The 21,601-nt window shown below is 73.0% G+C and carries 19 protein-coding genes and 1 tRNA gene; 9 read left to right on the forward strand and 11 right to left on the reverse strand.

What is annotated here, in order from left to right; all coding sequences use genetic code 11:
- Positions 1-4 precede the first annotated feature (4 nt).
- The 3 genes from ACL02R_RS19465 to ACL02R_RS19475 form a co-directional block, all read right to left on the reverse strand.
- Complete coding sequence (locus ACL02R_RS19465; RefSeq protein WP_412798220.1) at positions 5-970, reverse strand: ABC transporter permease; 966 nt, start codon at positions 968-970, stop codon at positions 5-7.
- A 23-nt stretch (positions 971-993) separates the two neighbouring features.
- Entirely contained in the window at positions 994-2,601 is a 1,608-nt protein-coding gene (locus ACL02R_RS19470; RefSeq protein WP_412798221.1) for an ABC transporter substrate-binding protein, read from the reverse strand.
- Between the two features lie 178 nt (positions 2,602-2,779).
- Positions 2,780-3,769, reverse strand: a complete 990-nt coding sequence (locus tag ACL02R_RS19475) for an acetylxylan esterase (RefSeq protein ID WP_412798222.1) — start codon at positions 3,767-3,769, stop codon at positions 2,780-2,782.
- 108 nt (positions 3,770-3,877) lie between these two features.
- Between ACL02R_RS19475 and ACL02R_RS19480 the strand changes: the two genes are divergently transcribed.
- Complete coding sequence (locus tag ACL02R_RS19480) at positions 3,878-5,275, forward strand: lipase maturation factor family protein (protein ID WP_412798223.1); 1,398 nt, start codon at positions 3,878-3,880, stop codon at positions 5,273-5,275.
- A gap of 72 nt (positions 5,276-5,347) precedes the next feature.
- Positions 5,348-5,421, forward strand: a tRNA-Pro gene (locus ACL02R_RS19485).
- Between the two features lie 456 nt (positions 5,422-5,877).
- On the opposite strand, the gene ACL02R_RS19490 is transcribed toward ACL02R_RS19485, so the two are convergent.
- Positions 5,878-6,714 carry a sortase domain-bontaining protein gene (locus tag ACL02R_RS19490; protein ID WP_412798224.1) on the reverse strand — a complete coding sequence of 279 codons (837 nt, stop codon included), beginning with the start codon at positions 6,712-6,714 and terminating at the stop codon, positions 5,878-5,880.
- A gap of 588 nt (positions 6,715-7,302) precedes the next feature.
- Between ACL02R_RS19490 and ACL02R_RS19495 the strand changes: the two genes are divergently transcribed.
- Positions 7,303-7,584 (forward strand): hypothetical protein, encoded by a 282-nt coding sequence (locus ACL02R_RS19495; protein WP_412798225.1) that lies wholly within the window; start codon positions 7,303-7,305, stop codon positions 7,582-7,584.
- Positions 7,585-8,520: 936 nt separating this feature from the next.
- Positions 8,521-9,651, forward strand: a complete 1,131-nt coding sequence (locus ACL02R_RS19500; protein ID WP_412798226.1) for a ferric reductase-like transmembrane domain-containing protein — start codon at positions 8,521-8,523, stop codon at positions 9,649-9,651.
- 73 nt (positions 9,652-9,724) lie between these two features.
- On the opposite strand, the gene ACL02R_RS19505 is transcribed toward ACL02R_RS19500, so the two are convergent.
- Positions 9,725-10,927 (reverse strand): cytochrome P450, encoded by a 1,203-nt coding sequence (locus tag ACL02R_RS19505; protein WP_412798227.1) that lies wholly within the window; start codon positions 10,925-10,927, stop codon positions 9,725-9,727.
- Positions 10,928-11,211: 284 nt separating this feature from the next.
- Between ACL02R_RS19505 and ACL02R_RS19510 the strand changes: the two genes are divergently transcribed.
- From ACL02R_RS19510 to ACL02R_RS19520, 3 genes are read left to right on the forward strand one after another with little or no spacing between them, the layout of a single operon-like run.
- Positions 11,212-12,072 carry a helix-turn-helix domain-containing protein gene (locus tag ACL02R_RS19510; RefSeq protein ID WP_412798257.1) on the forward strand — a complete coding sequence of 287 codons (861 nt, stop codon included), beginning with the start codon at positions 11,212-11,214 and terminating at the stop codon, positions 12,070-12,072.
- 11 nt (positions 12,073-12,083) lie between these two features.
- Positions 12,084-12,551, forward strand: a complete 468-nt coding sequence (locus ACL02R_RS19515; RefSeq protein ID WP_412798228.1) for a cupin domain-containing protein — start codon at positions 12,084-12,086, stop codon at positions 12,549-12,551.
- Positions 12,548-13,267, forward strand: a complete 720-nt coding sequence (locus ACL02R_RS19520) for an SGNH/GDSL hydrolase family protein (protein ID WP_412798229.1) — start codon at positions 12,548-12,550, stop codon at positions 13,265-13,267. The genes ACL02R_RS19515 and ACL02R_RS19520 overlap by 4 nt, the downstream gene beginning before the upstream one ends.
- Before the next feature lie 338 nt (positions 13,268-13,605).
- On the opposite strand, the gene ACL02R_RS19525 is transcribed toward ACL02R_RS19520, so the two are convergent.
- Positions 13,606-14,094 carry a GNAT family N-acetyltransferase gene (locus ACL02R_RS19525; protein WP_412798258.1) on the reverse strand — a complete coding sequence of 163 codons (489 nt, stop codon included), beginning with the start codon at positions 14,092-14,094 and terminating at the stop codon, positions 13,606-13,608.
- A 542-nt stretch (positions 14,095-14,636) separates the two neighbouring features.
- Complete coding sequence (locus ACL02R_RS19530) at positions 14,637-15,203, reverse strand: TetR/AcrR family transcriptional regulator (protein ID WP_412798230.1); 567 nt, start codon at positions 15,201-15,203, stop codon at positions 14,637-14,639.
- Positions 15,204-15,321: 118 nt separating this feature from the next.
- Between ACL02R_RS19530 and ACL02R_RS19535 the strand changes: the two genes are divergently transcribed.
- The gene (locus ACL02R_RS19535) at positions 15,322-16,845 is read left to right on the forward strand and encodes an MFS transporter (RefSeq protein WP_412798231.1); all 1,524 of its coding nucleotides are present in this window, start codon (positions 15,322-15,324) and stop codon (positions 16,843-16,845) included.
- A 163-nt stretch (positions 16,846-17,008) separates the two neighbouring features.
- Here ACL02R_RS19535 and ACL02R_RS19540 read toward each other — a convergent pair whose 3' ends face one another.
- The 3 genes from ACL02R_RS19540 to ACL02R_RS19550 form a co-directional block, all read right to left on the reverse strand.
- On the reverse strand, positions 17,009-17,227 hold the full coding sequence (locus ACL02R_RS19540) for a hypothetical protein (RefSeq protein ID WP_412798232.1): 219 nt from the start codon (positions 17,225-17,227) through the stop codon (positions 17,009-17,011).
- Positions 17,228-17,268: 41 nt separating this feature from the next.
- The gene (locus ACL02R_RS19545) at positions 17,269-18,990 is read right to left on the reverse strand and encodes a GAF domain-containing protein (protein ID WP_412798233.1); all 1,722 of its coding nucleotides are present in this window, start codon (positions 18,988-18,990) and stop codon (positions 17,269-17,271) included.
- 116 nt (positions 18,991-19,106) lie between these two features.
- On the reverse strand, positions 19,107-19,787 hold the full coding sequence (locus tag ACL02R_RS19550; RefSeq protein WP_412798234.1) for a response regulator: 681 nt from the start codon (positions 19,785-19,787) through the stop codon (positions 19,107-19,109).
- A gap of 236 nt (positions 19,788-20,023) precedes the next feature.
- On the opposite strand from ACL02R_RS19550, the gene ACL02R_RS19555 reads away from it, so the two are divergent.
- Complete coding sequence (locus ACL02R_RS19555; protein ID WP_412798235.1) at positions 20,024-20,485, forward strand: pyridoxamine 5'-phosphate oxidase family protein; 462 nt, start codon at positions 20,024-20,026, stop codon at positions 20,483-20,485.
- Between the two features lie 41 nt (positions 20,486-20,526).
- On the opposite strand, the gene ACL02R_RS19560 is transcribed toward ACL02R_RS19555, so the two are convergent.
- Positions 20,527-21,585 (reverse strand): universal stress protein, encoded by a 1,059-nt coding sequence (locus ACL02R_RS19560; protein WP_412798236.1) that lies wholly within the window; start codon positions 21,583-21,585, stop codon positions 20,527-20,529.
- Positions 21,586-21,601 lie beyond the last annotated feature (16 nt).

The following is a 21,601-nucleotide window of genomic DNA, read 5'->3' on the forward strand; positions in this document are numbered from 1 at the left end:
GGGATCACATCTCGTCGTGGCTGACGCGGGGGTCGGCCAGGCCGTAGAGCAGGTCGGCCAGCAGGTTGCCCACCAGGACCGCGATCGCGGACAGCACGGTGAGGGCGGCCAGCAGGGGGAAGTCGGACGCGGTGGCCGCGCGCACGGTGGCGGACGCTATGCCCGGCCAGCTGAAGACGGTCTCCACCAGCAGGGCGCCGGTGATGAGTTCGGGTATGCGGGTGCCGATCAGGGTGAGCACGGGGAGGAGCCCCGAGCGGAGGGCGTGGCCGAGGAGGACGGTCCGCTCGTCGAGGCCGCGCGCACGGGCGCCGCGTACCGGGTCCTCGCGCAGGGCGTCGAGCACGCCCTGCCGTACGTACAGGACGAACCAGGGCAGCTGGGAGACGGCGAGGACGGACGCGGGCAGGACCAGGTGCCGTAGCAGGCCGCCGGGGGTGACCGCGTCGCTGCCCGGGTCGGTCAGGCCGCCCGCGGGCAGCAGGTCGAGCCGGACGGCGAAGCACCAGATGGCCAGCAGGGCGAGCCAGAACGGCGGCGCGGCCTGGAGGGTGTAGCCGAGCGAGGTGACGGTCCGGTCGAGGAGGCGGCCCGGCCTGCGCGCGGCGGCCACGCCGAGCGCCGTTCCGCCGAGCACGGCGGTCACGAAGGCGACGGCGCACAGCAGCGCGGACCAGCCGAGCCGTTCGCCGATGACCTGGGCGACGGGCTGGCGCAGGGACAGGGAGTGGCCGAGGTCGCCGGTGGCGGCGGAGCGCAGCCATGTCCACCACTGCTCGGCGAAGTTGCCGTCCGCGCCGAGGTTGGCGCGCAGGCGGTCCAGCGTCTCGGCGGACGCGCCGACACCGCTGCCGACGTACTGGCGCACGGGGTCGAAGGGGGACGCGGCGGCGACGGCGAACATGCCGAACGTCACCAGGGCGAGCACCGGGACGGCGGCGAGCAGCCGCCGCCCCGTGAGCCGTGCCATGGCGCCCCAGGGGAGCGCGGGGGTCACGCGCGGGCCTGCCAGGACTCCACGTTCCACCACGGGCCGTGGCCGAGGCCGTGGTCGTGCGGCTCGGGCTGGGTGGTCACGCCGTCCCAGCGGTCGGCCATCACGTAGACGTGGTCGATGTGGGTGAGGAAGGTGTAGCCGGGGTCGTCGGCCAGCTCGCGCTGGACGGCGTCGTACGCCTCCTGGCGGGCGTCGCGGTCGGCGGTGCGGCGCCCGGCGTCGAGCGCTTCGTCCACGGCGGGGTTGGTGTAGTGCGCCATGTTGTTCCAGCCGTCGCCGGCGAGGCGGGAGTGCAGCAGGCCGTAGAGGTCGAAGTCGGGGTCGGCCGGGTTGCCGCCGCCGGAGAGCACGGCGTCCTCGGCGAGGCGGTCGTCGATGACCTCCCAGGAGCCGGACTCGACGGTCGCGTCGATGCCGATCTCGCGGGCGTCGGACGCGTAGGCGAGGGCGTGGTCCTGGCGCAGGCGGTCGCCCGCCGGGTACCAGAGGGTGAACTCGGCACGCAAACCGTCCCGTTCACGGATGCCGTCGTCGCCCTCGGTCCAGCCGGCCTCGTCGAGGATGCGGCGGGCCTCTTCGGGGTCGTAGGCGCGTTCGGTGCCTTCGGCGAACCAGGGGCTGGTCGTCGGCACGGGCCCGTACGCGGGGCGTCCCGCGCCCTGGAGAATGCCCTCCACCATCAGGTCGCGGTTCACGGCGACGTCGAGGGCGCGGCGGACGGCGGTGTCGCCGGTGACGGGGTTGCCGGTGGGGAGGGTGACGGCGCGGAAGTCGGCGCTGACGGCCTGGTGCGTGACGAGGCCCTCCTCGTCCGCGAAGCCCTCGGCGAGGCTGGGCGGGAGGACGGCGGCGTCGATGTCGCCGGAGCGCAGGCGGGTGACGCGGACGTCGTCGTCGGGGATGATCGCCATGGTGAGGCGCTCGACGGTGGGCGCGCCGGCCCAGTAGTCCGGGTTGGCGCGCAGGCTGATGCGCTCGCCGGGGGTCCAGTCGGTGAGGACGTACGGGCCGGTGCCGACGGGCTCGGTGTTGTACGGGCCGGTGTTGGCGTCCTGGCCGCCCGCCGCGTCGGCGGAGGCGATGGGCAGGACGGTGCGCTCGGCGAAGGGCGCGTACGGGTAGGCGAGTTCGAAGACGACGGTGTGGTCGCCCTCGGCGCGGACGCTCTCGATCGCGTCGAGTTCGTCCTTGTAGGGGTAGTTGGTGCCGTCGTCGAGCACGGTCTCGTAGGTGAAGACGACGTCGCGCGCGGTGAAGGGGCTGCCGTCGCTGAACTCGACGCCCTCGCGCAGCGCGTACGTGTACGTGAGCCCGTCGTCGCTGACCTGCGGCAGGTCGGTGGCGAGCGCGGGCTGGAGCGCCAGTTCCTCGTCGTGGCGCAGGAGGCCGTCGAAGATCTTCGAGTTGCCGTCCTTGCCGTAGCCGAGGAGCGGGCTGAGCGAGTCGGGTTCGGTGGCTATGCCGACGACGAGCGTGTCCTGCCCGCCCGGCGCGCCGCCACCGTCGCCGTCGCCGCTCTCCCCGTCGGACGGGGCGGAGCACGCCGCCAGCGCCAGCAGCGCGGCTGCCGCGGCGAGTGTCGTCCGGAGCGTCCTGACCGTCATGAATACCCCTGCCGAGCCTCGTACGTTGTTGCGAATTCTTCGCAATTAAACAGTAAAGGCGTCTGCGGGGGTAGCGGCCCCGGGGCCCGGCCCCCGGCTGTTCGCGCGTCTCCCACCCCCCGTTTCCCGTGCGTTCCCTGGCCCGGCGGGGCACCGGGAACACACGGGCGGGAACGCGTCACACGGCGGCGGGCGCGCCTCCCAGGCCGTGCGCGGCGAGCCACGCGTACTGGGCACGCTGCTGCGCCGGCCCGCCCCCGCCGTGGTCGCCGAACTCCCACACGGACATGTCCGCCGCGCCCCCGTACCGGTTGTACGCGGCGTAGACCGTGGACGGCGGGCACACCGGGTCCATCAGCGCCGCACTGAACAGCGCGGGCGCGCTCGCCCGCGCCGCGAAGTGCACACCGTCGAAGTACGCCAGCGTGCCGAACACCCGCTCCGCCGCCTCCCGCCGGTGCCGCTGCAAGTACTGGACGATCTCCATGTACGGCCCGCCCGACGCGACCTCCGCACCCCGCCGGAAATGGCACAGGAACGGTACGTCCACGAGCGCACCCGCCACCGCGTCCCCCGCCAGCCCCGCCGTCGCCAGCGCCAGCCCACCGCCCTGACTGCCCCCGGAGACCACCACGCGCGAGGCGTCCACCGCAGGGTGCTCGCGCAGCACCTCCACGGCCCGCACGCAGTCGGTGACCACACGCCGGTAGTAGTGGTCCTCCGGGCTCTCGATACCCCGCGTCATCATCCCGCCCACCCACTGCGCCGAACGCGCGCCGACCGGGTCGGGGGTGTCGTGCCCCTGCCCGCGCGTGTCCACCACGAAGTGGGCGTACCCGGCGGAGACCCACTCCAGGTGCTCGAAGTGCAGACCGCGCCCACCGCCGTAGCCGATGTAGCCGACCACGGCGGGCAGCGGCCGTGCGGCGCCGCGGGGCAGCAGCAGCCAGCCCGCTATGGGGTGGCCGCCCCAGCCGGGGAAGCGCACGTCGTACACCTCCGCCGACACCAGCGGGGTGTCCTCCACCCGCCGGAAACCGGGCGGCGCACCGGCTGCCTCGCGGGCGTCGCCGAGCGTCTCTCTCCAGAACGCGTCGAAGTCGCCGGGAGCCTCGACGGCGGGCCGGTAGTCCCGGAGTTCGTCGATCGGCATATCGGTCAGCGGCATGCTTCCCGCCCTTCCTCGTAGGTGCCGCCGGAAAGCTACGCGCCGCCGCGTGCCTGGTCAACGGCCGTTCGGCAGCCCCCGGACGGCCCCGGATGGTAGGCAGGGCACATGGACTGGATCGCCGACCCCGACGCCTGGCTCAGCCGTCTGGTACTCCAGCGCGGACTGGCCGTCGTGTACCTGATGGCATTCCTCTCGACGGCGCGCGAGTTCCCCGCGCTCGCGGGCGAACGGGGCCTGGCCCCCGCGCCCGCCCTCGCGCGCCGCGCCCCGGGCCTCTTCCGCTGGTGGCGGTACACGGACCGGCGGCTGCTGGCCCTGGCCTGGACGGGCGCCGCGCTGTCGGCCGCCTTGGCGGCGGGCCTCGCCGACATCGTTCCGCTGTGGGCGTCGATGCTGCTGTGGGCCGTGCTGTGGGCGCTGTACCTGTCCGTCGTGAACATCGGCGGCGTCTGGTACGCGTTCGGCTGGGAGTCGCTGCTGCTGGAGGCGGGCTTCCTGGCCGTCTTCCTGGGCAACGACGACATCGCGCCGCCGACGTCCGGCATGTACCTCATGGTGTGGCTGGCGTTCCGCGTCGAGCTGGGCGCCGGGCTGATCAAATGGCGCGGCGACCCGTGCTGGCGCGACCTGACCTGCCTCTACCACCACCACGAGACCCAGCCGATGCCGGGACCGCTCAGCCGCCTGTTCCACCTGCTGCCCAGGCCGCTGCACCGCGTCGAGGCGGCGGCCAACCACGTGTGCCAGCTGATCGTCCCCTTCGGCCTCCTCCTCCCCCAGCCCGTCGCCACGTGGGCGGCGCTGCTGGTGATCGTCACGCAGCTGTGGCTGGTGGCCTCGGGAAACTTCGCCTGGCTGAACTGGCTGACGATGCTGCTCGCCCTCGCCGCCGTCCACCCCGCGCGCCTGCCGTTCCTCCCCGCACCACCCACCGGCCAGGAGGACGCGCCGCTGTGGTTCAGCGTCACGGTGTGGGCCGTGGCGCTGCTGGTCGCCATCCTGAGCTACCAGCCTGTGCGCAACCTGTTCTCCCGCCACCAGTCGATGAACCGCACCTACAACGGCCTGCACCTCGTCAACACATACGGCGCCTTCGGCAGCGTCACGCGGGCACGGCACGAGATCGAGCTGGAGGGCACGCAGGACGGGGAGCACTGGCGGGCGTACGGGTTCCACGGCAAGCCGGGGGACGTACGACGGGCCCCGCGCCAGTTCGCGCCGTTCCACCTGCGGCTGGACTGGCTGATGTGGTTCGCGGCATTGAACCCGTCCGTCCCCCGCCCGTGGATGCGCGCCCTGATCCGGCGCCTCCTCGACAACGACCCGGCGATCCTGCGCCTGCTCCGCGTGAACCCCTTCCCCGACGCACCCCCGGCACAGATCCGCGCCCGCGTCTACCGCTACCGCTTCTCGACCCACCGGGAACTGCGCGAGACGGGCGCACGCTGGCAGCGCACCTACGCCCACGACCACATCCCACCGACCCAGGCCAGCGGCGATTAGGCAGGCACCCACACGGATGCGGTATGGTTCTGCTGCGCGGTCGGCGAGGGAAACCCCGAGCCGGACAAGCACCGGGACGTGGCGCAGTTTGGTAGCGCACTTGACTGGGGGTCAAGGGGTCGTGGGTTCAAATCCCGCCGTCCCGACGGTGGAACAAGCGCTCTGACGGGGAGAGGAATCCCAGGTCAGGGCGCTTTTCGCTGTGTACCTGCCAGTACGCTCCGGGCCAGGACGGCTCCGGGGACCGGCTGGGACCGAGGGCTCCGCGGCCCCCTCCTGACCGCCGCCGGCCCACTGTGTCGAACGTGTGACTGGTCCAGTAGGAGCCGAGCCGCCCGCCATCCCGGCGCCCGGGGAGGCCGCGCGGGCCGCGTCCCCCTCGGCCCGTGCCCCGGTCGTGCGCCACAGACAGTGGTGGCGCACGCACCGGTTGTCCGTGCCGGCCCGCCGGGCAAGCCGTTCCGCCGGTCCCGGCAGCGGTGAGGTGACGAGCAAGCTGTCGGCGGGCTCCGCACAGACCGGCGACCTGACAGGCCGGCGGGGCACGCCATCGGACCGCCGACTGCCCCGGACCGAGACGCCGTTCAGCCGGCCGGTGAAGGTCAGGCGGGTTGCGAGCCGATCAGTATGCCGATCTTGTCTATCCGGTGTTCCGGATTGTCGAACTCGTCGGACCAGAAGTTTCCGACAGCGTGGTCCTCCTGGGTCGCGCACGTCGAAAGGGTGATCACGGCCTCGTGCGGAGTGCGGCCGGGATAGCCGGGAACGGCGGCCTGTTGCTCCGCCAGGGACCGCTCCGAACGGAACGACGTCCGTCTGGTCTCGTACACCTCATACACGAAAACGCGTTCCTCGGTAGCTATTTCGACTCGTGCGCCGTTTTCGAGGTCGGGTATCGAGAAGAACGGTGCGCCGGCCGAGTTGCGATGCGCCGTCACCTGGTAGTTCCCGACCCCTCCCGGGCCGACTCCCCCGGACGGGCCGTGCGGGCTGGCCGCGATGCCGCGGTCCTGGATCACCGTTCCCGGGGCGTCGTCGGTCTGCCCCTCATAGGGCTGGATGCGCAGGCGCTCGATACCGATGTCCGGAATCGTCAGGAAGGCCTCCTGCGGACGGCCGTCGCCGGCGGGCGGCGCTTCCTCCCCGCCGCTCCGGTCCTGGCCGGGAGCCGGCGTGTCGGCGGCGACATCGCCTGGGGGCGGCGGTTCCTCCGCGGGGCTCGGGTCCTGGCCGGGAGCGGGCGCCTCGGCGGCGACATCGCTGGAGTCCTGTCGGTTCTCCGGCGTGGACGGTGTCTCGTCGGCACTTGAGGTGCATCCGCCGACGGCCATGAGGACGGTGACCAGTCCGGTGACGAACAAGGTGGTCAGGCGGCGCGGACGCATGGCGACGGGGGCTAACTCGAAGGGCCCGGGTCTTGTCAGCATGGTGCTGCTCATTTCGGTTCGGGATCGCCAGGAGACGACGGCATACGGGTAAGGAGCGCCGACCACCGCGGCCGGCGTGGTATGTCCTCGCGGTATCAGCCGGACGGTATGCGGCATGGGCACCCGCGACGGGCATGGCTCGTCGCGGGTGCCACGGATCGTCAGGACGGACTCGGTGACGCCGTCACAGTACGGTCGGACCGGCATGGCTCGCCAGGCCACCGAGTTCTCGCCGGGTCTGCCATGGCGGCTCGCGCACCCGTCGCCGGTAGCCGTCCGGAGGCCGCGGACACCGTGGGCCAGACTATGGCGGCATGCCAGGGCATGACTTCACGAACAGCCGGGACTTCGACAGTGCGGGGAAGGACAGCGAGTTGCTCGCCGCGATCGGTGGCGCACTGGGGCTGGGAGCCCCGTACCGGGAATGGGCCGCTCCTCGCAGCTGGTGGGGAGCGCCCTCGGACAGCGATCGGGGCCGCCTGGCGGCGGACCCGCGATATCCGTGCTGGGCTGGGCTGGGCTTTCGACGGTGAGCACCGCCGAGTCGCCTGGGTCGAGCGATACATGCATCCTCCGCAGGTCGTCCCCGGTGAACCGTGGGTGACGGTCTTGCTCAACGTCTGCGGGCCTGCCCTGCTGCGGACACCTCGCGCATGGCTGCACGCACATGCCGGCATGCCGCACCAGCCGGAAGTCTCCGTAAACCCGGCGGAGGACCGGGCCGATCGCATGCACGAAGTCAGCGAGGTGCGATTCGCCCCCGACGACCGCCTGGACATCGACTGCGCCTGTGGGAGACGGCTCGCGGAATGCCGGCTGTGGCTGCCCACGGCCGAACGCACGACGCCCCGGCAGACTTGGTTGACCCGTCCCTGGCAGTGATCGCGCACCCGAAGGCCCGCAGACCGCTCGGGCGGCCTCCGCGGTCCGTTCTCGACCTGGTCCGGGTCGGGTCCGGTTCCGGCGGCCAGGGCCCCGCCGCAGCCCCGAACGGCTGATCCCGGGCCGCGGGTTGCCATAGGTGTTCCTCCGCAACGGCGGGTACCACGCGCACTACACCGCCGGCTCTCACCCCGGCCCTCTTGGGCAGGCGCGCCTGGCAGGGACCTCGCCGGCTTCTCGCATCAGGGCGCGAGCGGCGGCCACATCGCCTTCGTCGATCCAGTGGGGAGTCCGATTCGTTCCCCCGGGGCAGTCCGGCTCCGGGGTCGTGAGGTAATCCCAAGCAGCACCTACCTCGTCACACTCCGCCAGGCCCGGTCCGTTCGCGAGCCACTCCCCCCAGCGGTCCCTCATGCCCCAGTCGAGCCGGGCCACTTTGTACGCGATAGCCACAGCACGTTCGGCGAACGGCTCCGGACTGCCCGCGTCGAGAAGCGCGTTCCACAGCCGGACGTCGGTTTCGGTGTGGTGCGCCACGGTCGCCAGCAGCAGGACATCCGGGAGGGGTGCTCCGGCAGGTACTCCTCGCCGGGCGGATCGCACAGTTCCTCCGCCGGAAGGCCGGTCTCCTCGCGCACCGTGCCGCTGTCGGGGTCATAGAACTGGATCAGGCCGGCGCCGGCGAGTTGGAAGCGGCCGTCCGATCGCGGGGACGGTGCGGTCACGAACCGGTCGGGGCAGCCGACGGGGATCTCGGCCGGGCCCGCCCTGCACGGCGGTCGGGTGGGGGTGGGTGTGCGGAAGTGTGGGGGATGGGTGGAGCATCGCGTGGTTCGGTGTCTTCCGCTTCAGCTGCGGCGTAATTAATCTCAAGTGACAAGCACATGAGTATCCGTCACCGAGGGCTGGGACACCGCTCAGTCGTCCAGAGAATGGTTGACTTCGATGACAGACCCCACGAGCTCATCCGTGCGTCCCGCCCCCGGAAGGCCCAGGACCGCCAAGCGGTTCGACTGGGGCGGTCTGAAGGCGGACCTGCGCGCCGCGGTGCCCGACGCCAGCCTCGCGCTGGTCATCACCGGACTGATCTTCTGGTGGCTGTGGGCCCGGATCGAGAACGGCAGTTCGCCGAGCCTGCGGATCATGCCGCCGTTCGAGACACCGTCCGAGTACTGGTGGTACTGGCTGTGCCAGGCCTTCGGCTGGTCGGCGCTGCTGTGGGCCTACATCACCGTCGTCTTCGGACTGCTCAGGTCCGGCAGCCGTCCGCCGTGGCGGTGGATGTCCGCGGCCCGCGTGGAGAAGTGGCACCGCACGACCAGCCTGACCACCATCGGGCTGATGTTCCTGCACATGGCCACCTTCTACGGCGCCGAGTTGCAGACCAACTTCGAGAACCAGCCGATGGGTGAACTGGCACGCCAGACCCTCGTCAAGGTCTTCGTGCCCGGCGGCTACGCCACCGGAACGGGCCGGATCGCCATCCTCATCGGCCTGCTCGCGTTCTACCTCGCCATCATCCTGGGACTGGCCTTCTACATACGCCAGACCACCGGCTCCCGCCTGTGGCGCGCCCTGCACCGCTTCATCATCGTCGTCTACGTGCTCAGCGCATGGCACACCCTCATGTACGGCACGAACGTCTGGTACGAGGGCTCCTTCCGCACCCTGGTATGGGCCCTCCAGATGCCGCTGGCCGGGTTGCTGCTGCTGCGGCTGCTGACACCGGCCCGGCCCAGTGAACGGCTGCGGCTGCGCGGACCCCGCAGGGAGACGCGCCCGCTGCCGCTGACCGCCCGGCTGGCCGGACGGCTCGCCGTCGTCGCCACGGTGGCCGGACTCGCGGTCGTCATCATCTCGGGGGCGGACGGCGGCAGGAGCGGCGACGGCCACTCGGCCGGACCGTGGCCCGAACGCTGGGTCATCTGGACCGGCCTGCTCGTCTTCACCCTCGCCCTCGTCGCCGTCATCCACCGGCTGCGGCCTGTCCCCCGCGCGGCGGCCGGCAAGCGGGACGGCAGAACCGGCGAGGAGCGGCCCGCCGACGAACCGCAGCCTGCCGGCTGACGGAACACAGACGCGCGTACGGGCGGCGTCCCCCACCGGAACACCGCCCGAACGCACGCCGCCGGCCCGCGGATCACCAGGTGACGGGCAGCCGGTCCAGGCCGCGCACCATCCGGCCCCGCCGCCACGTGAGCCGGCTGACGTCCTCGGCGAGCCGCAGTGCGGGAAAGCGGCGCAGCAGTGTGCCGACCGCCACCCGCAGTTCCGCCTTGGCCAGTTGCGCGGCGACGCAGAAGTGCGGGCCGAAGCCGAACGCGAGGTGGGGGTTGGGGCGGCGGGTGAGGTCCAGTTCGTCCGGCCGTTCGAACACGCGCCCGTCACGATTCGCGGCGTCGATCTGCACCATCACCGCCTCCCCGGCCCGTATCAGCACCCCGCCGAGTTCGATGTCCTCGCGGGCGATGCGGGTGAAGCCGGCCGAGGTGACGATGGGCGTGAACCTGAGCAGCTCCTCGACGGCCCGCTCCAGCAGTCCCGGGTCGGCGCGCAGGGCCGCGAGCTGGCCTGGGTGGGTGAGCAGGACGTGGATGAAGTTGCCGATGTGGTTGGACGTGGTCTCCAGGCCCGCGTAGAGCAGCGTCACCCCCAGGACGACCAGTTCGTCCTCGCTGAGCCGCCCCTCCCTGTCCCTCGCCTCCACCAGCGACCCCAGCAGGTCGTCGGAGGGCTCGCGACGGCGCGCCGCGACGAGTTCCGCCAGGTACTCCTTGAGCCGGGTGAACGCCGCGTGGATCTCCTCGCTGGAGAAGGCGCTGGTGGCCAGGGCGACGTCGATCCAGCCGGTGAACCGGTCCCGGTCGGCGAGCGGCACGCCGAGCATCTCGCAGATGACCGCGATCGGCAGGGGCGCGGCCAGTCCGGCGACCAGGTCCGCCGGCGGTCCCTGCGCCTCGGCCTCGTCGAGCAGCCCGTCCGTGACACGCTGGGCGTGACAAGCGAGCCGGTCGATCTGACGCGGGCTGAACGCGGCCGACACCAGGCGGCGCAGCCGGTTGTGCTCCGGCGGGTCCACGGTGTGCAGCGTCGCGTCGGTCAGCCGGCGCGGCGACGTGCGGGGAACGTCCCGGTCGAGCAGGGCGGCACGGCTGAACCTCGGATCGCTCAGCACGATGCGGACGTCCTCGTGCCGCACGGCGAGCCAGGCGTCCCCGCCGTACGGGAGAGTGATCCGGCTGAGCGGCTCGTGCTCCCGCAACCGGGCGTACTCCGGCTCCAGCGCGAGCGCGGTGGGCTCCCGGAACGGGTAGGGGCAGGCCGCGGGTACAGATCGGGTCATGAATCCTGAGTCCCTTCAGACGGCGTGGCGACGGCGCTCGGCGCGTCCTCGCGCCCGGGGATGCCGAGCCGGTCCTGCGTCCCGCACCGGGCGGCAGCAACCGTCGCCTCACAAGTCGGCGGAGCCCACCGGCGGGTTCCCGGACCCACCCGCCCGTGCGGACGCGGACGCGGCCCGTTCGCCCAGGTCCTCCACGCGGGCGCCGCGCGGCTGAGCGGCTGTCCCCCGCCGGCGCCCGAGGGGCGGTTCGTACACTGACAAGGGTGGAGGAGCATACGACCACCATGATCGAGGCGCGTCCGGCCCCTGCCTTGCGGCGGTACGTCGCCTCGTATGCCGGTTTCGACCTCCGCGGCTTCCCGGCGGGGGTGCACTGCGGTCCGCCGGGCCGCGTGCTCACCGCGGTGATCAGCCTGTCCGACCCGTTGGAAGTTGCCGCGGGCGTGGACGACGGGTCACCGGTCACCCGGTTCGGCAGCGTGGCCGGCGGTCTGATGTGCCGGTCCGTCGCGATCCACCACGACGGACGCCAGCAAGGCGTGCAGGTGTCGCTGACACCGCTGGGGGCCCGAGCCGTCTACGGCGTGCCCGCCGCCGCGCTCGCCCACCGGCTGGTGCCGCTCGACGCACTTCTCGGAGCGCTCGGCATCGAGCTGGTCGATCGGCTCCGGGCGGTGACGGCCTGGGCCGCGCGGTTCGCCGTGCTGGACGCGTTGCTCCTGCGGGCGGTCGGCCGCGGCGTGGGCGGCGACCCCCTGGCACGGGTCCGCCCCGAGGTGGCCGGGGCCTGGCGCCTCCTCGTCGCCGCGCGGGGCCGCGTCCAGGTCGGGGCGGTGGCCGCGGAACTGGGCTGGAGCCGCCGGCACCTCACCGACCGGTTCCGCGGCGAGGTGGGCCTGTCGCCGAAGACCTTCGCCCGGGTTCTGCGGTTCGAGCACGCGCACGAACTGGCGACGGCGCACGACCCGCTCCCGTGGACCGAGGTGGCGACCGCCGCCGGCTATGCCGACCAGGCCCATCTCGTCCGCGACTGGCGCGAGTTCACGGGCCGGTCGCCGACGGTCTGGCGCCGCGGCGAAGTCCTCCTCCAGGCCGGACAGCCCCCGTTCCCTTTCCTTCAAGACCACCCGGGCGCCGACCTGTGACGATCGTCGGCATGAGACTTGTCGACCACGAACACAGCGCCATCGACCTGCGGACCGCCCCCGTGCACCTCGGGCTGGGATCGAGAGCGCGATCCATCGACGGCTTCGCCTGGGACCCGGAGATGCTCCAGGCCTACAGCGCCGCGGTCGCGGCGGACGGCGCCGAGGGCCGGATGGTGACGATCATCGACGGCGACGGCCCCGACGACCATTGGGAGCGCCACCCCTCCGGCGACGAAATGGTCGTCTGCCTCAGCGGGTCGGTGACGGTCACCCGCGACGTGGACGGGGTGTCCGACCGCGTTGTGCTGGGGCCGGGCGAGGCCACCGTCAACCCGGCCGGGGCATGGCACGCGGTCGACATGGCGGGGCCGGGGTCCGTCCTGACCATCACTCCCGGCCTCGGCACCGAGCACCGTCCCCGGACCGACACCGGCCCGGCCGAGCACGCCGGCACGCCCGGCCCCCAGGCGCTGTGACGACACGCGTCGCCTGCCTCGGCGACAGCCTCACCCGCGCGCAGATCAGCACCGACTACCTGGACCTCGTCGAACGGCGCCACCCGCCGGGCGAGGTGCGGCTCACCCGCTTCGGCGCCAACGGAGACTACGCCTACAACCTCCTGCAACGCCTCGACGCCGTCGTCGCGGACCCACCCGACGTGATCACCGTGCTGATCGGGATCAACGACGCCCGGGCGAGCCTCCCCGGCTACCCCGTCGAGCAGGCCATGAAGCGCAAACAGCTCCCCCGGCGCCCGTCGGACGGCTGGTTCCAGCAGTGCCTGGGAACCATCGTCGAACGGCTGCGCGCGGAGACGGACGCGACGATCGGTCTGCTGTCGCTCCCGGTCCTCGGCCAGCAACTCGACGGCGCGCCGGCGCAGGCATCGCAGGCGTACAGCCGGTTGATCGCGGAGGTCGCCACCGCACACACGGTGGCCTACCTCCCGCTCCACGAACGCCAGGTCGAGGAACTGCGCCGGGCGGACCCGCCGCCGGTCCCCTACCGGGAGCCGACGCCCGCGGCGGGCCTCGGCGTCTTCATCCGGCACACCGTGCTCCGCCGCAGTCTGGACACGATCTCGCGCCGCCGGGGTCTCGTGCTGACGACCGACCACATCCACCAGAACAGCCGCGGTGCCGCCCTCGTCGCCGAGGTCATCGACACCTGGCTGCCGACCGGGAGCGCATAGCCGGTTCCGGCGGGGCGGCTCCTGTCGGACGTACACCGTTCGACCGGCCGCCCCGAAGGCTCCCGGCCACCACGACGGCCACCACCCGCCGGACTCGCCGCACACGCCGGGTCGCCCTTCAGGCGCGACCCGGCCGTACGCGGCCCGTCCCGCCGCACGCGCCGACGCCCGGCGCGTGCGCCCCGGAAGCCGCGGCAGGAGCCGACTCGCCTGCACAACTGGTCGCCGCCCCACTCCGAGGCGGCCCCCGACCATCCCTGCCGGTCACCCGCGCCGGGGCAGACGACCGCGTGGCACACGCTCAGCACTTCGTCAGCGGCCCCCTGAGGTGGCCGGACCTACGAGAGTTGCTTGCGCATCAACGTGCACATCGTTTCGCGGCGGCGCAGCGATCCGTCCGGGGCCTGCTCGTCCCACGAGTCGGGCTGACGGTCGTACGCGACGTAGCCCAGTCGTTCGTACAGCGTCCGAGCCCGGGGGTTGTCCTCCTCCACGCCAAGCTCGGCCTGCCGCAGACCGCGGTTCCTGATCCGGAGCTCCGCGGCTCCGACGAGGAAGGTGCCGATCCCGCACGACCGCAACGCCGGATGGACGGCCAGCTGCCAGAGGGTGCCGGCACCCTCCTTGACCCGGTAGTCGACGCCGCCCTTCGCCACGGGAATGTCCGTCGCGGGGCAGACCGCCAGGTAGTCGACCTCGCCGAGCCGGGCACGCTCCAACTGCGTCGCGACACCGGCCAAGTGGAGTGCGGAACCCGACCACCCGCACGACACGAGGTCCGCGTGCACGAAATCGCGCGCCGACAACTTCAACACCACGTCGGTCACCTTCACCGCCTCCGGCCAGCCAGCTTCCCTTCCGGGCACGCGGGCCGCAAGGCCGTTTTCCGTCCGTGCGGCCGCCGACACGATCCCGTGCGCCGCACGTGGAACAACGGCGACACCGTCGTCCTGCGGCTCCCACAGCGCATCACGGTCCGCACCTGGGCGGCCGACGGCAATCCCGTCATGGTCGACCGCGGCCCGCTGAGCTGCGCCCTGCGGAGCCGAGACCGTCACCCTCGTCCCGCTCGGCGCGGCCAGGCCGCGGATCTCCGCGTTCCCGCTCGCCTCGCCGACGGGACGGCCGTGGTCGGCGCCCGGAGCCGCCTTCCGCGTCGGCAACCGGTCCAGCGGCGAGGTCCTCGGCGTGGACGGGATGTCGCGGGCCGACAGCGCCCAGGTCGTCCAGTTCGGCGACACCGGCACGGCGGACCACCTGTGGCGTCTGCTGTGATGCCTGGACTGCCCTGAGCCATCGGGGCAGCGGTCACGGGTGCCCTCCTCCTTCGTGCACGTCGGGGTCCTGGCACCGCCTCCGAGGAGTGGGGTCACAGCATTCGGTCGACCAGGCCGTCGACGTAGTCCGGCGTGAGCGGGCCCATGCCGAACAGGACGCGGATGTACATGGGGGCCAGGATGTGGTCCAGCACCTCGTACGCGTCAGGTGCGTCCTCGCCGCGTTCGCGGGCGCGGTCGAGCATGGATTGGAGTTGCCGGGTGCGTTCGGCGCGCAGGGTCTCGCGAGCCTGCGCGCCCTGCTGACCGTTGCCGGCCAGCGCGATGGCGAGGTGCAGCACCGCAGGACCGTCGGGTCCGGTGATCTCGCGGGCCACCTGGGCCGCGTACGTGCGCAGGTCGCCGGACAGGCTCCCGGTGTCGGGCATCGGCGACCGCGCGTTGAGGCGGGTGAGCACCACCTCGCCGAGCAGGGCCTCCAGGCTGCCCCACCGGCGGTAGACACTGCTGTCGGCCACGCCCGCGCAGGCCGCCACGTCGCCGACGGTGAAGTTGCCGTAGCCGCGCTCGCCGACCAGTTCGGTGACGGCCTGGTGTACCTGCGCGCCGACGCGGGCGCTGCGCCCGCCGGGCCGCCGGGCCCGCTCCTTCTCGTCCACGCCCCCCACTTTAACGCAGTCAGCGCTTGCGTTTGCGAGGCGATATCCCTACAGTCCCCTAACGCAGTGCCCGACTGCCTTAAGTCCTCGGGTGCACCACCGGTCGAGAGGAATTCCCATGACGGCTTCGTCCACGGCCGCAGGCGGTCGTCCGCACCGGGCCGTGCTGCTCACGGTGACCTGCCTGGGCCAGTTCATGGTCCTGCTGGACAATACGATCGTCGGGGCGGCGCTGCCCGACATGCAGCACCGGCTGCACGTCCAACTGACCGGTCTGCAATGGATCGTCGACGCGTACGTGCTGCTGGTCGCCATGCTGCTGCTGTCCGGCGGGGTCTTCGCCGACCGGTTCGGCCGCAAGCGCGTGTACCTGACCGGCGTGGCGGTGTTCACCGCCGCGTCCGTGCTGTGCAGCCTCGCGCCCTCGCTCGGCTGGCTGGTCACCGGCCGGGTGTTGCAGGGCATCGGCGCCGCCGCTCTGAGCCCGGCCTCGCTCGCACTGCTCGTCGCCGCCCATCCCGTACCTCAGGAACGCGTCAAGGCGATCGGGCTGTGGGCCGGACTCAGCGGAATCGGTCTGGCCGCGGGCCCCGTGGCCGGCGGTGCGCTGACGGACGCCTTCGGCTGGCCCGCCATCTTCCTGGTCAACCTGCCCGTCGGCGCGGCCCTCCTGCTGGTCGGTCTGCGCGGCCTCGAAGAGTCCCGCAATCCCGGCGCCCCCACGATCGACATCCCCGGCACGGCGCTGTCCGTCCTGGGTGTCGGGGCGATGACCTACGGGCTGATCGAGGGCGGTGCCCGCGGCTGGACCTCGCCGCTGATCCTGGGCAGCTTCGCCGCGGCGGCGCTGCTCCTCGCCGCCTTCGTCGCCGTCGAGGCGCGCCGCTCCGCGCCGATGCTGCCGCCGCGGCTGTTCCGGCAGCGCCTGTTCACCGTGTCCAACACGGCCATGGTCGTGGTCGGGTTCGCGCTGATGGGCTCGTCGTTCTTCTTCTCCCAGTTCTTCGTGTACGTCCAGGGCAGCTCGGTCCTGCGCGCGGGCTTGCAGACCCTGCCGGTGTCCGCCGCCATGGTGATCGTCAGCCCGTACGCGGGCAGGCTCGCCGCCCGGTACGGCTTCCGCGGCGTGGTCACCGCGGGCCTGGCGCTGGCGGGCCTGGGACTGCTGGCGCTCGGCACCGTGCACGCCGACACCGGCTACGGGGACGTGTGGTGGCGGCTGGCGGTCGTCGGCACCGGCTTCGCCCTGACCATGTCCCCGCTGACGGGAGCCGCCGTCCAGGCGGTCAGCCCGCAGGAGGGCGGCCTCGCCTCGGGTGTCAGCAGTACCACCCGGCAGATCGGCGCGGTACTCGGTGTGGCGGTACTGGGAGCTGTCGTCCGCACCCGGCAGGCAGGCGGCGCCTCCTTCGGGACCGCCCTCGGCGACGCCTTCCTCGCGGCCGGGACCGTCACGCTGGCCACCGCCGTGTTCACCGGCCTGTGGCTGGCGAGGTCCGCGCCCGCGGAAGGCCCCAGGGCCCCGCGACGGGCCGCCGGTCCAGGTGCGGTCCCCACGGCGAACGAGGCGTCCGCGAACAGCCCGGGGCGGACAGCGGCTTGCTTCCCGCCGCCGCCCGGGACCGGGGGCCGCGACCGCTGACGGACAACGGACCACCGGACCGCTGACAGCCGGGGATGGAGCGTGTCCGGGCGGGGGGCCGAGGGGTCGCGGGTCCACGTCCCGTCCGGCTCCGTCACGGGTCAGGTGACCTGGGGCGGAGCCGTTCCCGTTCCGAGGCGGGCGTCGGGACCGACTCCACCGCTCACCCGCCGGGGTGGGCGAACCGGCGCGCCGTCGTCGCGGCGGCGGCGAGGGAGCCGCCCTGTGCCTGTTCGACGATCAGCGGCATGGCGGCCGGGATCTCCGCGGACGTCCAGGGTGTCCCGAGGCCCGCCGGGTCCGGCAGGACGCCGACCGCCGCCGACACCTGTTCCAGCCGTACCCTGCCCAGACCGCCCACCATGACCGCGATGTCCGCCATGGCGGAAGGACCGCACGGCGGGGGACGGCGCGGCCATGGGTCTACAGGTCACCCACCGGTGCCCGCCACACCAGGGTGGTGCCGCCGCCGGGCGGGCTGCGCAGGTCGAGTTCCCCGCCCGACTGGCCGGCTCGTTCCGCCATGTTGCGCAGGCCGCTGCGGCGGCCGTCGGGGGGAATGCCGACGCCGTTGTCCGAGACGGTGAGGCGGACCTCGCGGCCGTCGGTCTCCAGGACCACCGCGGCGCGGGTGGCCCTGGCGTGCCGGGCGGTGTTGGTCAGGGCCTCGGAGAGCACGGCCACCACATGGTCGGCGGTCTCCCTGGGAACCTGGGTGTCCACGAGGCCCTCCATCCGCAGGCTGGGCGCGAAGCCCAGCAGCGGCGCCGCGTCGCCGACCACGCGCACCACGCGGGCCCGCAGGCCCGGGGCCGTCGCACCCTCTCGCGCGCGCAGGCCGAAGATCGTCGATCTGATGATCTTGATCGTCTCGTCCAGGTCGTCCACCGCCCGCGCGACGCGTTCGGACGCCTCGGAGTGCTCGATGAAACGGCCCGCGCTCTGGAGGGTCATCCCCGTGGCGAACAGCCGTTGGATCGCCAGGTCGTGGAGGTCACGGGCGATCCGGTCACGGTCCTGGAGCACCGCGATCTCCTCGGCGTCCGCGCGGCGTTCCGCCAGTTCCATCGCGACCGCGGCCTGAGCGGCGAAGCCTTGCAGCGCCTCGGTCTCCTTGCCGGTGAACTCCGCCCGGCCGCGCCCGCGCGCCAGCAGGACGATCCCCCGCACGCCCTCGCCCGCGCCGATGGGGATGCCCACCGCCGGGCCGAGCCCGGCGAACCGCGCCTGGTCGGCGGTGTGTTCCCCGGCCGCGATGTCGGGGGTGCCGACCGAGGTGGCCCGGGAGAACGCACGGCCGATCAGTCCGTGGTCCGACGGCAGCACGAGGCCGCGATGCGCCTCCGCGCCCGCCCCGATGGCGAGTTCCACCGTGAGCGCGCCGGTGTCCGCCATGGGCAGGGCGACCACGGCCAGGGCCGCCGACGTGATCTCCCTGGCGCGTTCCGCGATCAGGCCGAGCACCTCGCCGCGGTCGCTGCCCGACATCAGCCGGTGCGTGATCTCCGCGCTCGCCTGGAGCCAGCGTTCCCGCAGCCTCGACTCCTCGTACAGGCGGGCGTTGTCGATCGCCACCCCGGCCGCCACCGCCAGCGTGGACAGGACCGACTCGTCCTCCTCGTCGAACTGCGCCCCGCCCCGCTTCTCGGTCAGGTACAGATTGCCGAAGACCTGGTCCCGCACCCGGATCGGGACACCCACGAAGGTGTTCATCGGCGGGTGGTGGGGCGGGAAGCCGTACGAAGCGGGGTGCGCGGAGAGCTTCTCCAGCCGCAGGGGCTCGGGATGGCTGATGAGCTGGCCCAGGATGCCGTGCCCCTCCGGGTAGGGGCCGATCTCGGCGATCCGCCGCTCGTCGATCCCGACGGTGTGGAAGGCCGACAGGCGCCTGCCGTCCGGCCCGATCACGCCGAGGGCGGCGTACTCCGCGTCCACCAGCACCGCCGCGGCCTCCACGATGCTGTGCAGCGCCTGCTCCAGGTCGAGTTCCCGGCCGACGGAGAGCACGGCCTCCAGCAGGCTGTGGACCCGGTCGCGGGTGCCGCGGGCGGCGTCGAGCCTGGCCTGCAACTCCTCCAGCAGTTCGTCCAGCCGCAGCTGCGGCAGCCGTACGCGGGCCTGACGGGACTCCTCGGAGCTTCCCACCGGTCGTTCCTCCAGGTGCCTCGGCGCACGGGCGGCAGATGCCCGGGTCGTGGGCCACGGTATCGGTCGGGCGCGGGGGAGCACACGGGTCACCGGGCGCGGTGCCCGGGTGGGCGTCAGCGTCCCTCGTTCCGTGCCCGGGTGGCGATGACGGCGGCCTGGATGCGCCGTTCCACGCCGAGCTTGGCGAGCAGCCGGGAGATGTGGTTCTTCACGGTCTTCTCGGCGAGGAAGAGCCGCTGGCCGATCTGGCGGTTGGTCAGCCCTTCGCCGACGAGGGCCAGGATCTCCCGTTCCCGCTCGGTCAGGCCGGGCAGGGCGTCCGGTTCCTCCTTCGGCCGGTCCCCCGCGCGCAGGCGGGCCATCAGCCTGGCGGTGGCGCTCGGGTCGAGCAGGGACTGCCCGGCGGCCACGGTGCGGACGGCCGACACCAGGTCCGAGCCCTTGATCTGCTTCAGGACGTAGCCGGACGCCCCGGCCATGATCGAGTCGAGCAGGGCCTCCTCGTCGTCGAACGAGGTCAGCATGAGGCAGGCGAGGTCCGGTACGCGGGAGCGCAGTTCGCGGCAGACGGTCACGCCGTCGCCGTCGGGCAGGCGGACGTCGAGGACCGCGACGTGGGGGCGCAGGGCGGGGACGCGTGTCAGTGCCTGTTCCACGGTGGCGGCGTCGCCGACCACCGTGATGTCCGGTTCGTCGTCCAGCAGGTCGTGCACCCCGCGCCGCACCACCTCGTGGTCGTCCAGCAGGAAGACCCGGATCGGGCTGTCGGGGCCGGGCCGTTCGCCATCCGCCATCGGATGATCCCTCTCGTGCGCATGGCGCCGGTGTCCGCACCCGCGCGCGTACCGGCTTCCTCCGTCCCGCATCCTTCCCTCTTCCGGGGCGGACGACCAGGGCCGGTTCGCCGGCCGCGCGGGGACGGCCGGACGCGGACGAGGGCCGAACGGCCCCTGGTGCGCGGCGCACCGGCCCCGGTCCAATGGCCTGACCGCGCACGCGCCGTGTGCAACGACCCGCTACGGAACCCGCCATGTCCCTCGACAACGCCGAACCGTCCGTCTCCCGGCCCCGTCGGAGCATCGCCCTCGACAGCGCCGAGGCCCTGCGGCTGCTGGGCAGCGTGTCACTGGGAAGGATCGTCTTCACCCGGTACGCGCTCCCCACCATCCGCCCGGTCAACCACGTACTCGACGGCGGCGACGTCGTCATCCGCACCCACGAGGGGGCGGCCATGACCTCGCGGACCCGGCAGGCCGGCGGTCCCGGGGTGGTCGTCGCCTACGAGGCCGACGCCATCGACCCGGTCACGCACCTCGGGTGGAGCGTGGTGGTCACCGGTTACGCCCACCTGGTGACCGACACGGACGAACTCGCCCGCTACCGGCGGCTGCTCCGTCCCTGGGTGGAGCAGTCCATGGACTACGCCGTCCGTATCCGGCCGGATCTGATCACCGGCGTACGCCTCACGGCCGCCGGGCGGCCGGCGGCCTGACCCGGCGCGCGTGCCCGAAGTGCCGGGGCACGTGGCGCCGTTCATCCGGTCGGCACGACGAGCACGGGGCAGTGGGAACGGTGCAGCAGGGTGTGCGCCACCGGGCCCAGATGCGGTCCGAGGCGGCGGGCGCGGTGGTGGGCGCCGATGACGACGAGGCCGGCCGCGCGGGTCGCTTCGAGCAGTGCGTGCGCCTGGCCGGTTCCGGCGGCGGGGTGCCGCTCCCGCGGAACGGGCTCCTCCGCCGTGGCGGCACCGGGCCGGACGCGGCTCACGCGGCGGGACAGGTAAGCGTGCACGGGGCGCTGGTCACGGAAGTGCAGGACGCGGAGCCCGGCTCCGCGCCACTCCGCCTCCCGGAAGGCGCAGGCGGCGACCTCCTCGTCGGCTTCGCCCGCCAGGCCGAGCAGGACCTCGCCGCCGTCGCCGGACGTGTGGTCACCGCGTACGACCAGCAGCGGTCCGCGCACATGCGCCGCCAGACGCAGGCTCACGGAACCGAGCAGCAGGCCGGTGAGGCCGCCGAGGCCGCGCGTCCCGACGACGGTGAGCGCGGCGTGCCCGCTCTCCCGCACCAGGGCCCGTACGGCGCTGCCCCGGACGGCCATGGTCGTGACCGGCAGTCCGGGGTGACGCGCGTGGACCCGTGCGGCGGACACCGCCAGTATCGGGGCGGCCTCGTCGAGATCGGGCACGGTGTACACGACGCGCAGCGCGGCGGCGCGGCGCACCGCCTCGTCCGCGGCCCGGTCCAGCGCCCTCATGGAGGCCGGCGAGCCGTCCACACCGGCGACCACCCGATCGGCATTCATCGTCGTGCTCTCCTCGTAGCCGGGGCGGTCGGACGTGAGGGTGGAGGGGGTGCGCGGGTCGACGTCCAGGACGCCCTTGCGGCGCTTCTCGGGGAACAGCGCGCTGACCTTGTCCCAGACGGCCAGGGTGCGTTCGGTCGGGCCGGCGAGGAATGCCTCGTCGCCTTTGTACGGGGTGTGGTCGGCCTGGATGAAGTCGCGTACGCCGATGCGGCTGCGCCACGGCGTTCCGGCGAAGCCGCGCCATGCCTCGGCCCGTCGCCTGCCGGCCCTCACGGTCGCGGTCATGACCGGTCGTCCTCTC

This window comes from Streptomyces sp. MS19 (assembly GCF_047200595.1).
Taxonomy (GTDB): Bacteria; Actinomycetota; Actinomycetes; order Streptomycetales; family Streptomycetaceae; genus Streptomyces.

Excerpts from the sequence above, each read along its gene's own strand:
- ACL02R_RS19465 (WP_412798220.1), bottom strand. The coding sequence starts at position 970 with ATGGCACGGCTCACGGGGCGGCGGCTGCTCGCCGCCGTCCCGGTGCTC.
- ACL02R_RS19470 (WP_412798221.1), bottom strand. The coding sequence starts at position 2,601 with ATGACGGTCAGGACGCTCCGGACGACACTCGCCGCGGCAGCCGCGCTG.
- ACL02R_RS19475 (WP_412798222.1), bottom strand. The coding sequence starts at position 3,769 with ATGCCGCTGACCGATATGCCGATCGACGAACTCCGGGACTACCGGCCC.
- ACL02R_RS19480 (WP_412798223.1), top strand. The coding sequence starts at position 3,878 with ATGGACTGGATCGCCGACCCCGACGCCTGGCTCAGCCGTCTGGTACTC.
- ACL02R_RS19490 (WP_412798224.1), bottom strand. The coding sequence starts at position 6,714 with ATGAGCAGCACCATGCTGACAAGACCCGGGCCCTTCGAGTTAGCCCCC.
- ACL02R_RS19505 (WP_412798227.1), bottom strand. The coding sequence starts at position 10,927 with ATGACCCGATCTGTACCCGCGGCCTGCCCCTACCCGTTCCGGGAGCCC.
- ACL02R_RS19510 (WP_412798257.1), top strand. The coding sequence starts at position 11,212 with ATGATCGAGGCGCGTCCGGCCCCTGCCTTGCGGCGGTACGTCGCCTCG.
- ACL02R_RS19515 (WP_412798228.1), top strand. The coding sequence starts at position 12,084 with ATGAGACTTGTCGACCACGAACACAGCGCCATCGACCTGCGGACCGCC.
- ACL02R_RS19535 (WP_412798231.1), top strand. The coding sequence starts at position 15,322 with ATGACGGCTTCGTCCACGGCCGCAGGCGGTCGTCCGCACCGGGCCGTG.
- ACL02R_RS19540 (WP_412798232.1), bottom strand. The coding sequence starts at position 17,227 with ATGGCGGACATCGCGGTCATGGTGGGCGGTCTGGGCAGGGTACGGCTG.
- ACL02R_RS19550 (WP_412798234.1), bottom strand. The coding sequence starts at position 19,787 with ATGGCGGATGGCGAACGGCCCGGCCCCGACAGCCCGATCCGGGTCTTC.
- ACL02R_RS19555 (WP_412798235.1), top strand. The coding sequence starts at position 20,024 with ATGTCCCTCGACAACGCCGAACCGTCCGTCTCCCGGCCCCGTCGGAGC.
- ACL02R_RS19560 (WP_412798236.1), bottom strand. The coding sequence starts at position 21,585 with ATGACCGCGACCGTGAGGGCCGGCAGGCGACGGGCCGAGGCATGGCGC.